This window comes from Candidatus Tectomicrobia bacterium (genome assembly GCA_016192135.1).
In the GTDB taxonomy this organism is placed as follows: domain Bacteria; phylum UBA8248; class UBA8248; order UBA8248; family UBA8248; genus 2-12-FULL-69-37.
Window position 1 is genome coordinate 1 of record JACPUR010000009.1, and the last position, 10,986, is coordinate 10,986.

Below are 10,986 nucleotides of genomic sequence, written 5' to 3' on the forward strand. Positions count from 1 at the left end.
AACTCCTCCCAGTTCAAAAACCTCTCCGAGGCGGACAAGCAGAAGCTGAAGGAGAAGTACAAGGCCATGATGGGCCGGTAGGGCGGAAGCGAAAAGGGAAAAGAAAGAGGCCGGAGGGGATGATCCCTCCGGCTTTTGTTTCGAATGAGAAACCGGACGAACGATGTCATTTCGAGCGCAGCGAGGAATCTCGAGGGTGGCCGCGCCAGTAGATTCCTCACTCCGCTTCGCTCCGTTCGGAATGACATCCTTGCTGTGCCCGATTTCCGGAGGAGGAAATTCCAGTGAAGTGCCCTATCTGCAAGCAGGGGGAGAGGCGTCCGGGGGAAACCACCATGCCCCCACCCGCGAGGGGACGACGGTGATCCTCAAGGAAGTGCCCGCCGAGGCGTGCGAGAACTGCGGAGAGCCTTATGTGCAGGACGGCGTCGCCGGATGCGTGCTGGCCCTCGCCGAGGAGACCGCCCGCAAGGGGGCCGAGGTCGAGATCCTAACCTTCACGGCGTGAACTATTCAGAGCCATAAAGATTTATATTCCCCCTCACAGCGTCAGATTGAACTCCTCGACCAGCGCGCCCGGCGTCACGGCGCTCCGGGTGGTGCGCTGGCGGTAGGTGCCGGGGTCGAGGATGAGCTCGCGCTCCCGCGTGAGGGCCGTGAGGTTCTCCCCCAGGACGCGGTAGGCCGTCTCGTCGAAGCGCATCACGCGCAAGGGCGCCGCGATCTCGCCCCCCTCCGCCCAGAAGGTGCCGAAGCGCGTGAGCCCGGTGATGCGGCAGGAGGCGAGGTCGGAGTAGTTGAGGTACCACAGATCCCCGATGTACACGCCGGTGCCCAGCCGGGCGAGGGCATCCTCCATGGGGAGGTCCCCCGCCCCCATGTCGAGCGCCTCGGGCATCTCGCCTTCCGAGGCGCCGTTCGTCGGGACGCCGTACTCCTTCCCGGAGCGCGGGGAGACGAGGGACTCGCCGAGCGCGCCCTCCCTCAGCAGCGGAACGCGCGGCGCCTTGGGGAAGCCCTCCTCCTGGAAGTCCGGGCCCACGCCCGAGGCCGGGGCCTCCTCCAGGCGCACGAGGGGGCTGAGCCTCCTTCCCTCCTCGGCCATCTGGAGCAGCGAGCTCCGCCGGGTGCGCAGGCCCTTGAGGCCGAAGCCGCGCCGCGCGACCGTCGATACGAAATCCTCGACGGCGTAGGGGCTGAGGTACACGCGGTAGCGCCCCGGCGGCACGGTGCGCTCGGGCCGGGCGAGGAGCTCGGTCTCGCGGGCGGCCCGGGCGGCGCGCCCGGCGAGGGCCTCCCGGTCCCACTCGAAGCCCGCATAGCGGCCCTTGGCCGCCTTGTCCCCCCGGACATAGAAGCTCCAGTCGAAGTTGAAGGGGTGGGAGGCGAACCAGCGCCGCGCGCCCAGGCTGCTGGCAAAACCCGCGCAGATGGCCCCCTGGGCGTGGAAGCCCGCCATGTCATGGCCCTTGGAGACGGAGAGGATGTCCCTGACCGCCTCCTCGGCCGGGGGGAGGCGGTCCATCCCCTCGCTCTCGGAGACGGCGGCGTCCGCGGGATAGGCGAGGTGAGGATCCTCCGGCAGGAGGGGGAGAGCCCCGCGCAGGTCGCCGAGGATGCGGCCGATCTGCGATTGGTCTTCCTCCGCATCCCCCGTCAAGGTGACAGAGCCCTGCATCTGGCGCGCGCCCCGGATGAGTTGGAGATTGAGGCGCATCTGGCGCACCTGGCCCGCCTGGCGCACCGCCGCCTTGTTGAACCGGACGAAGCGGGACTCCTCCCCCTCGAAGTGGAGGGCGCACACCTCGTCCCCCGTCAGGCGCCCGAAGGCGAACGCCGCCGCGCGCTCGAAGGCTTCGCGCATGTCATTCACTCCCAGGAAAGCGGTTTCCCATCGGATGTCCAACATCCGAATTATTTGAGGCCGTAGGGGCGGTTCGCGAACCGCCCCTACATAAGAAATCAACCGACACCCAACTCCGTCACTCCGGGTGAAGCGAAGAATCTCGGTGTGGGTTTTGACATCGCAGAGACAGACCGAGATGCTTCGCGGAGTTTACCCTGAGCGCAAGCGCAGGGCTCAGCATGACATTTTCGCGGAGCCTGCCCTGAGCAACGCGAAGGGTTCAGAATGACCCCCATCGCCAGGCTCTCCGCCTCATTCGCCACCGAACACCTCGACGTTCGAGAAAAGGCAGGCGGGGCTGGCGTGGCCGACGCGGATGGTCTGGTTGGGCTCGCCCTTGCCGCACTCGGGGGTGCCGAGCACCTCGAAGGTCTCGGGCCCCCCGAGCATCCGGAGACCGCGCCAGAACTCGGGCGTCACCCCCCGGTAGTTGGGGTTCCGCACCACCCGGGTGAGCATCCCCTCCTCGATGAGGCGGGCCCACTCGCAGCCGAACTGGAACTTGAGTCGCGAGTCGTCGATGGACCACGAGCAGTTGGTCTTCATATACACCCCGCGCTCGACCGAGCGGATCATCTCGCCGAGCGCCGACCCGCCCGGCTCGATGTTGAGGTTGGCCATGCGGTCGATGGCGGGGCGCTTCCAGCCGGTGGCGCGGGTGCAGGCCACGCCCGGGAGGCCCGAGCGCGCCTGGGAGGTCATCCCTCCCAGCCCGCGCACGAGGATGCCGTCCCGGATGAGGTGCTCCCTCCGCGCGGGGACGCCCTCGTCGTCGAAGGCGTAGCCGGCGAATTCCCCCTCGACGCCCGGGTCGAAGGTGACGTTCAGGAGCTCCGAGCCGTAGCGGTAGCTCCCGAACATGTCCGGCGTGACGAAGCTCGTGCCCGCGTAGTTGCGCTCGTCCCCGAGGATGCGGTCGATTTCGAGCGGGTGCCCGATGGACTCGTGGATCTGGAGGTACATCTGGTCCGGGTCGAGAAGGAGGTCCATCCGGCCGGAGGGGCAGTTGGGGGCGCCGAGCAGCTCCTCGGCCTCGGCCGCGTAGCGCGCGGCCAGCTCGCGCAGGCGCCCGGGCTCCGCGGCCTCCCAGCCGCCCTGGCGCGAGCGGCAGGCCATCCCGTGGCTGCGGCGCTGGCTCCTCGCCCCTTCGGCGGCGGTGGCGCCCATGTCGGGCGAGAGGTAGCGGAAGCGCTGCCTCACCCGCCCGCCGCCCGAGGTGAGGTAGAGGCGCTCCTCTTCGGTGTAGGAGAGGCTGGCGTCCCAGTCCACGATGCGGCGCCCCCGGCGGAGGGCCTCGTTCAGCTCGAGCAGGAGGCCCACCTTCTCCTCGAGGGGCACCTTCTCCCAGGGCACGCGGCAGGGGCTCTCGTACTCACCCTGCGGGTGCGGGTAGGCGATGGCATCGTGATCCACCAGGCCCGCCCCGGCGCCGAGCCGGGCCCACCCCTCCGCCTCCTCCAGCGCCCGGCGGAAGCCCCTGGCCGAGAGGTCGCAGGTGGCGGCGTAGCCCATGCCGCGCCCCTGGCACAGGAGGACCATCGCGCCCGTGTCCTCGCGCACGCTCACGGGCTGGAGCACCCCCCGGTGCACCCAGATCGTCTCGATGCGCTGGCGCACCAGGCGCAGGGACCAGAAGTCCGCGCACGGCCGGGCCGCGAGGAAGCAGCCCTCGGCCTTCTTGAACATGGAATATCTCCACGGCTTGGGATGCCGGCGGAAGACCCGGGGCGGGCCCTCCGGTTGAATTCTCTCACACCTCCGCCGCCGGAGGAACGGGCGCCGGCCCGGGGCCTCTCCGCGCCGGGCATGCTATGCTTCGAGCCGGCCGGGCGAATTTTCGCTCCCGTGGTTTTCGCTCTCATGGATAAGGCGATGGACGACGCCGCATCGGAGCTCGCCGAACGCCTGGCGCTCCTCGAGCAGGAGGTGCGCCAGCTCCGCCGGGTGCAGGAGTGCACGGCCGCGCTGATGTCCTCGCTCGATCTCTCCGAGACCCTCGACACCATCCTGCGCACCGCCCTGGACGTGGCCGGCGCCCGCCAGGGCTCGGTGCTCCTCTACGAGCCGGACCGGAAGCACCTGCGCATCGCGAACGCGGTGGGCCTGCGGGAGGAGACCGTCGCCGAGACCCGCGTCCCGGACGGCGAGGGCATCTCGGGCCGGGTGGCGCGCACCGGGGAGCCCCTCCTCGTCGAGAACATCGCCCGCGACCCGCGCTTCGCCGAGCGCCGGGCCCGCGCCGAGCGGTCGCGCTCCTTCGCCTGCCTCCCCCTCGCCTACCGCGGCCGCGTCCTCGGCGTCATGAACCTGAGCCACCCGAAGGGGAGAACCCCCTTCGGCAAGAGGCTCCTGCCCCTCCTCACCTCCCTCGCCCATCAGGCGGCGGTGGCCATCGTCCACGCGGAGATGCACCGCTCGCTCGTCGAGAAGGAGCGGATGGAGCAGCAGTTCGAGCTGGCGCGGGCCATCCAGGAGAGCTTCATCCCGCCCGTCCTCCACCTGACCGGCGGCGGCTTCGAGTTCTCCGGGCGGAGCGAGAGCGCCCGCGCCGTGGGCGGGGACTTCTACGACGTGCGCGAGCTGGCGGACGGCCGGCTGGCCTTCTACCTGGGGGACGTCTCGGGGAAGGGCGTGGGCGCCGCCCTCTACATGGCGCGGCTGCTGAGCGACCTGCACCACCTCATCGTGGCGGACCCCGACCCGCGCGCCGTGCTGGGCGCCCTGAACGAGTCGCTCATCAAGCGCAGCCGCCGCGGCATGTTCGTGACCATGCTCTACGGCCTCACCGCGCCGCGCGAGGGCGTGCTGCACCTCGCCTCGGCGGGCCACCTGCCCCCCCTCGTGCGGCGGGCGGACGGCTCGGCCGGCCCCCTGGGCGTGGCCGCCTCCACCCCGCTGGGCATCGCTTCCCCGGCCGCCTACGAGGCGACCGGGGTGGAGCTCCTCGCCGGGGAGGTGCTGCTGCTCTGCTCGGACGGCGTCACCGAGGCGCAGGGCCCCTCGGGCGCGGAGTACTCGGCCGGCCGGCTCGCGCTCGACCTCGAGAAGGCCGGGCGCAGCGCCGACTCCGCGGTGGACTTTCTCTTCCGCCGCATCCGCGACTTCCGGGACGGAGGCCCGCCCCGCGACGACGTGACGCTCCTCGCCGTCCGCGCGCAGTGAGGGCCTTCATCGAAAGCCCCTGATGGGAGGGAAGCCATGCCAGGCGCCGCGAAACGCCTCCAGCACGTGGGACTCCAGGTCAAGGACATGGAAGCCTCCGTCCGTTTCTACCGTGAGGTCGTGGGGCTCAAGCTCACCTCGATGCGCCCTTCTCCCCCCGCCCCCCGGGCCATATGCTTCCTGCGGGGCGCCGACATGCACCACGACGTGGTCCTCTTCGCCCAGCCCGCGGACGGCGATCCGGATGCCGCCGGTCCGGCCGATTCCCACTTCCGCAAGGACGTGGGCATCAACCACCTGGCCTTTGAACTGGGCTCCCGGGAGGACTGGCTCGAGGAGCTGGCGCGCATCCGCCGGGCCGGGGCGAAGATCGTCTTCGGCCCGGCGGTCCACGGCGCCGAGGGAGGGGACGAGAATCCCTTCGTGGGGGGAAGCGGGAGCCACTCCTTTTACATCCTCGATCCCGACGGCAACCGGGTGGAGTTCTTCTGCTGGATGATGCGGGTCAGCCGGCCCGGCTTCGCGGCGCAGGAGTTCGAGTCGTAGGGCGGGCAGCCGGGGCGGGCGGCTCCTCCGAAGAAGGATTTGTCGCCGGAATTCCCCGTAATTTCCCGGAAATTCCCGGAATTCGCCGGGAGCCCCACCGGCCCTCTCACCACCCTCGCGCGGCCTTGAAGTCCGCCGCCTCCTGCCGGTAGGCGAGCACCTGGGCGTCCTTCGTCCTCGCCTGGGCGATGGCTTGGTCCGCCCACGTGATATCGGCCTGGGTGTAGCTCGCGGGATCGCGCTTGACGTCCTGGGCGCGGGCCACGTCCTGGAGCGCCCGCAGCACGTGCCGCTCCTGCATCCGCGCGTCCTCGGCCCACTGCGGCGCCAGGTAGGCCAGGATGCGCTTCGAGGTCACCCGGTCCACGTCCTGCGCCGACAGCACCGACTCCCCGGCGAAGGTGGGCGGCACCGGATTGTGCGCCGCGACGACCGCCATCACCGCCGCCTCCGCCGCCTCGTCGTGAAGGAGAAGCTGCGGCTGCTCCCCTCCCCCTTCCAGCACCGCAGACCGGAGGCTCGCCTTCCCGCCCAGGCCCGCCGCCTCAAGCTCCCGGAAGAAGTGCGGCCCCGGCATCGCGCTCAGATTGATGATTTTCATTTCATATCCCCCCCATCGCCCATCCATTGGGTCCCCGAATCGACGAGTCGATTCGGGATGGGCTCCCTTATCCCCAAAAGACAATTTCGTGCCGGACCTGGCCCACGGTCGCCAAACCGCTCCCGGTGGTCTTCCGGATGAACAAGAAGGAATCCTGGACTCCGTTGGCGGCGGCGGCCTCCAGACGCTCCAGGCCGAACCCCGCCGGGTTCCCTCCCGCCGGGCTGTTGAAAAGCGAGTTCGGAAAGGTGGAAGCGCCGGTGCCGGCAATCGTGGGGTCCTTGCTGAGGGTCACATTTGAGGTGTGGCCCGCGGTGTCGTTGTATTGAAATCCCGACGCCCTGTGCTCAAAAGCATCGCCGGCGAACGCCAGCACCTGGAGGTTGTTGAGGCTGGTCCAGACCGCGTTTGGCGTGCTCGCGATGGAGATGTCGCTCGCGGCCGCCCGCTTGACCCGGTTCCAGAACGAAATCACGAACCTTTGCGCGGCCGTGTCCACGAACTGGACCGAGGCATCCGTCCGCGCCATCCCCACCAGCGTCCGCGTCACGTCGCCCGTCTTGATGGGCAGCTTGTTCGTCGTCAGGTCGGGCGCGGCCGCCGAAAGCTCAAGCGCCACCACCCCCGAATTATCGTAGGCATAAGCGTAGTAGGCCGTATTCGCGGCCAACCCAGCGTTCGAGATGGTCTTGGCCGCCCCGAGCGGCAGGAAATACGGGTCGCCGGAGACGGGATTGAAGGGAATCGCGTCCCCCCACAGGTTGCCGGGCGATGTAGACCTTTCAAGACGGCATTCGGTCGCCGTGGATTGCCGGAAGTAGCCCCCGCAGCCGACCGGGAGCTTCGAGGCGTTGTGCTTCCCGTCCACATGGTGCTCGACCAGCGCCAGGCGGTCAATGACCCGGGCCTTGGTCGGATGGCCGCCGCCGACGGCCTCTTCGGTGTATTGCGCCGAGACGTCCGCGCCGATGGGCATGCATGTTCCTCCTTTCGTTGTCCCCATGTAGGGGCGTATTGCAATCCGCCCCTACGGGGTGATGGAATTACGCGTAAATCGTCGTGTCCCGCTCCCCGCCGAGGAGCGCGCCGCCGGCCAGCCCCCGGGAGCCGTCCAGCGCGAAGGCCCGGGTGAGCCAGCGGCCGGTGTCCCGGAGGCGCAGCTCCACCGCCTGCTCGCGCAGGTCCACGCCCGCGGAGATCACCTGGCCGATCTGGTTGACGAGGGGCTCGAGCTCCGCGCTCCGCAGCCAGGGAACGGAGAAGGCGACGTAGTCGTCGGGCTCGACCTCGAGCGCCCGCAGGGTGGTGTCCCGGACGGTGATGACGCGGGAGGGGTCACGGAGGCGCTCGACGATGCGCCGCTGGACGGCCCGGGCCGCCGCCTCGTCCCGCACCCACTCCAGCTCGAGGCTCCCACCCGGGGGCAGGCGCACCCCGTAGAGGGCCTGGGAGGCGGCGTCTCGGGTGGACGCCCCGTCGTCGTGCCGCATGAAGCGGCCGTCCGCGAAGCCCGCCGCGTAGAGGACGGGCACCTGATTCACCGCCGAGTCCCGCGCCGTCTCGGCGAAGATCTCCGCCGCCCCCGAGGCAGGCAGCGCCTTCACGGGAAAGATGCTCCCCGTCTCCTCCCCCGCGATGAGGACGCGCACCCGCCCGTAGGGGTCCACCTCGAAGCGGCCGAGGAAGTCCCCCAGCAGCGAGGCGAGCACCTCGGCCGGGGAGCGGTCCTCCTGAAGGACGCCCGCCGCCTTGTAGCCGAGCGCCGACGCGGCCGACGCGGCGATGGAGAAGGCGCGCGGGTCGAGGTCCTGCGGGGAGAAGCCCCAGACCCTCGTCATCAGGTCCTCCACGATGCGGATGGGGCTCTCGATGAGGGCGCCCGAGGCGTCCTTCCTCCCCTTGCAGACGGCCTCGACGAAGCGCGCGGGCGCCACCGAGAAGGCGGCGGTGGCGATGACGCCCATCCCCTGGAAGTCCTGAGCCGGATTCAAGGTATAGAGGCTGGGATTGATCAGGCCATTGGCGTCGAACAAAGAGACGCTCCCCTGAATCTCGTGCCCCGCGACGCACCAGGCGCCCGCCCCCGCCGTGTCGATCTGGGGGCAGCGGTAGGCGCCGCGCCCGGGCCCCAGGCCCAAGGTGAGGTCGCCATAGGCGATGGGCAGGGCCTCCCCCGGGTCGCCGGGACTCGCGTAGCGCGAGGCGCGGGCGAGGCGGAAGGGATCGTTCAGGCGGTGCTTGGTCAAGTCAGCCATCTGATCTTTTCCTTTGTTGCTTCTGTAGGGGCGAACCTTGTGTTCGCCCGTCCGTTAGATCCGACCCGGCGCACCGATTCGAAGAGGGCGATGACGAGCATCGCCCCTACAAAAACCTTGCTTACGGTCCATTCCCCCCCCTCACGCCCCCTCGCATTCGAGGACCACCGCGCCGCGGCGCTCGACCACCCGGCGCACGATGAACGAGGCCAGCGGCAGCACGTCCTCGAGGGAGCGGCCGGCGAAGCCCACCCGCACGTCGAGCCGCCCGCCCACCACGGGCTCCTGGGCCAGGATGCGGCCCATCCTCGGGTGGCCCTCCCCGTCCGGGGCGTTCGAGAGGGTGAGGGTGAAACCCGAGAGCTCCTTCTCCCGGAAGGCCTCGAGCGGCGAGGTGCTCCCCAGGCGGCCCTGGAGGAAGCTCCCTCCGTCGATCACCCAGGCGTGTACCCCGAGCAGCGCCTCCGAGCCCTCGCCGAGCGCCACCTGGCCGTCCAGCGTCCAGCCGCCGTCCAGGAACCAGACCTGGCCGCCCTGCCCCACCAGCAGGTCGGGCGGGACCGCGCGGCAGAAGACGCGCCGCCCGTGGGCGTTCGTCAGGTGGTAGAGCACGAGGGCCCGCCGCCCCTCCCCGTGCCGGGCGAGATCGGCGATGGCGTTGTCGGTGGCCTGGCGCATGTCGTCCTCCGTGTCCGCGATGGCTACGAGGGGTCCCCGAGCGGCCCCGCCGCTTGGGGCCGGATGGCGTTGTCGGTGGCCTAGCGCATGGGAGGATCACCTTGTCGGTGGGAAGGCTTCTGTAGGGGCGATGCTTGTCATCGCCCTTCCGCGGGACCGTAGGGGCGAACACAAGGTTCGCCCCTACGGATGCGAGGTGTCTCTAGGCGAGCCTTTCGAGGAGCTCCAGATCGAAGGCGTAGTCGTCGGGGCCCTCCTCGGCGGGGGAGAAGGCCCCGGCGAGGGTGGCGAGGAAGAGGGAGTCCTGGTCGTCCACGTCGAGGTGGGCGAAGAGCGGCTTGTTGCGCTCGGCCTCCTTGTCCTTGGCCGCCTGGAACATGGAGAGGAAGAGGCCCTTCTGCTGGGCCGAGACGTGGGCGTAGGGCAGCAGCGCCCGCCGGCCGCGGTTGAGGAGCACGCTCCGCGCCGCGCCGCTCTCGGTTTCCTGCCCGCGCTCGAGCGCCTCCTCGGCCACCACGTTCCGCCAGGCGAAGCCGTAGGCGGGCTCGAAGTAGCCGCCGAGGTAGAGTTCCGCGATCTCGAGGTGGCCCGCCGGGTTCCCCGCCTCCCCCTCGATCAGGAGCCGCCAGAAGCGGTGGCTGCGCGGCGAGGTCGTGAGGTAGCGGGCCATCGTCCCCGCCCGCCAGGCCACCGGCTCATCGAGGGCGGGCACGCCCCAGGCGTCCGCGCCGTTCGCCTGGATGCGCACCGAGGCCGCGGCGGAGAGGTTGTGCCCGTGGAGAAGGAAGGCGTCCGGCGCCTGGGCCGCGCCCAGGTCGAAGACCAGGGCCTCGGCCGCGAGGGGCGGGCTCCCCGAGCGCCAGGCGGTGCCGGGGTCGAGGTCGTGGAGCATCTTGGGCGAGCGGAACTGGGAGGCCGTGGCCTGCCAGCGGTCCCCGGCCCGGAAGGCGGGCGCCGAGGCCCCGTTCGCGAAGCGCACCCGGACGCCCTGGCCGAGCGCGGTGTCGGTCAAGGCCGTGGGGAGGCCCGAGGCCTCCCAGCTCCCCACGGGGGTCGAGGTCTTCCGCCACTTGAACGCCGCCGTCCCCACCTCTCCCTCCGTCTCGATCTCGACGGTGTAGACCTCCTGGTCCTGGCCCGCGTAGGCCCCCGAGAAGACCGCCGCGCCCGCGCCGTTCGCCACGCGGGGCACCGCCCCCCCGACGACGGCCCGCGCGACCGAGGAGGGGGCGATCGCCGTCCCCGTCCCCAGCAGGTTCTGGTACATGAAGCGGTGCGACATGTAACCCTCCCCACATTTGATTTCGTAGGGGCGTATGGCATACGCCCCTCCTCTCGGACCGGTTGGCCGATCCGGGGACCCGATAAATGGGCGAACGCCGTTCGCCCCTACGTCACCTGCCCCTCCCCTTCACCCCTCCTCTCGAATCGACAGGTCGATTCGGGGACCCTGAAAGGCGGGGGGGCTCAAAGCCTTGCCCCTTCCCCCCTCAGGGGGGGGGAGGTATTGGGGGGGTGGGGTGAAGGTAGAAACCCCCTACGCCCCCGCGTGCCCGACGCGCCGCGACCGGAAGGTGCGCAGCCGCTCCTCGATGAGCCGCGCGAGCTTCTCCATCCCCCGCTCGTCCGGGAAGAGCGCCCCGCGCGCGTCGATGTTCACCGTGACCGGGCGCCCGGCCGGGCCCCCCGAGGCCCGCCGCTCCTCCTCGAAGAGCTCGCGTATGACCGGCCGGAGGCCCTCCCTGAGCGCCCGCACCGAGGGCTCGGAGTCCACGTTCAAGACATGCTCGGGCCCCCTCTCGCCCAGGAGCCTGAGGGAGGGCCCGGTGATGAAGCGC

The 10,986-nt window shown here is 70.3% G+C and carries 10 protein-coding genes and 1 pseudogene; 3 read left to right on the forward strand and 8 right to left on the reverse strand.

Annotated elements, in window-relative coordinates:
• Positions 1-284: 284 nt before the first annotated feature.
• Positions 285-508: pseudogene (locus HYZ11_03740) on the forward strand (type II toxin-antitoxin system MqsA family antitoxin).
• Between the two features lie 33 nt (positions 509-541).
• Here the strand turns inward: HYZ11_03740 and HYZ11_03745 are convergent.
• Positions 542-1,864 (reverse strand): hypothetical protein, encoded by a 1,323-nt coding sequence (locus HYZ11_03745; GenBank protein MBI3126699.1) that lies wholly within the window; start codon positions 1,862-1,864, stop codon positions 542-544.
• 294 nt (positions 1,865-2,158) lie between these two features.
• Entirely contained in the window at positions 2,159-3,592 is a 1,434-nt protein-coding gene (locus HYZ11_03750) for a TldD/PmbA family protein (GenBank protein ID MBI3126700.1), read from the reverse strand.
• Between the two features lie 186 nt (positions 3,593-3,778).
• Here HYZ11_03750 and HYZ11_03755 point away from each other — a divergent pair, with 186 nt between their 5' ends.
• Together HYZ11_03755 and HYZ11_03760 are read left to right on the forward strand one after the other, a co-directional pair.
• Positions 3,779-5,068: a SpoIIE family protein phosphatase gene (locus HYZ11_03755; protein ID MBI3126701.1), complete on the forward strand. Its 1,290-nt coding sequence runs from the start codon at positions 3,779-3,781 to the stop codon at positions 5,066-5,068.
• 36 nt (positions 5,069-5,104) lie between these two features.
• Positions 5,105-5,614 carry a VOC family protein gene (locus HYZ11_03760; GenBank protein ID MBI3126702.1) on the forward strand — a complete coding sequence of 170 codons (510 nt, stop codon included), beginning with the start codon at positions 5,105-5,107 and terminating at the stop codon, positions 5,612-5,614.
• A gap of 106 nt (positions 5,615-5,720) precedes the next feature.
• Here HYZ11_03760 and HYZ11_03765 read toward each other — a convergent pair whose 3' ends face one another.
• The 6 genes from HYZ11_03765 to HYZ11_03790 form a co-directional block, all read right to left on the reverse strand.
• A complete protein-coding gene (locus HYZ11_03765; protein MBI3126703.1) occupies positions 5,721-6,215 on the reverse strand; it encodes a hypothetical protein in 495 nt (164 codons plus the stop codon).
• A 67-nt stretch (positions 6,216-6,282) separates the two neighbouring features.
• Positions 6,283-7,191, reverse strand: a complete 909-nt coding sequence (locus HYZ11_03770; protein MBI3126704.1) for a hypothetical protein — start codon at positions 7,189-7,191, stop codon at positions 6,283-6,285.
• Positions 7,192-7,258: 67 nt separating this feature from the next.
• Positions 7,259-8,470, reverse strand: a complete 1,212-nt coding sequence (locus HYZ11_03775; GenBank protein MBI3126705.1) for a hypothetical protein — start codon at positions 8,468-8,470, stop codon at positions 7,259-7,261.
• Positions 8,471-8,611: 141 nt separating this feature from the next.
• Positions 8,612-9,148: a hypothetical protein gene (locus HYZ11_03780; GenBank protein ID MBI3126706.1), complete on the reverse strand. Its 537-nt coding sequence runs from the start codon at positions 9,146-9,148 to the stop codon at positions 8,612-8,614.
• A 202-nt stretch (positions 9,149-9,350) separates the two neighbouring features.
• Complete coding sequence (locus tag HYZ11_03785) at positions 9,351-10,430, reverse strand: hypothetical protein (protein MBI3126707.1); 1,080 nt, start codon at positions 10,428-10,430, stop codon at positions 9,351-9,353.
• A gap of 255 nt (positions 10,431-10,685) precedes the next feature.
• The coding region (locus HYZ11_03790; GenBank protein ID MBI3126708.1) for a hypothetical protein at positions 10,686-10,986 on the reverse strand (301 nt) is incomplete at its 5' end.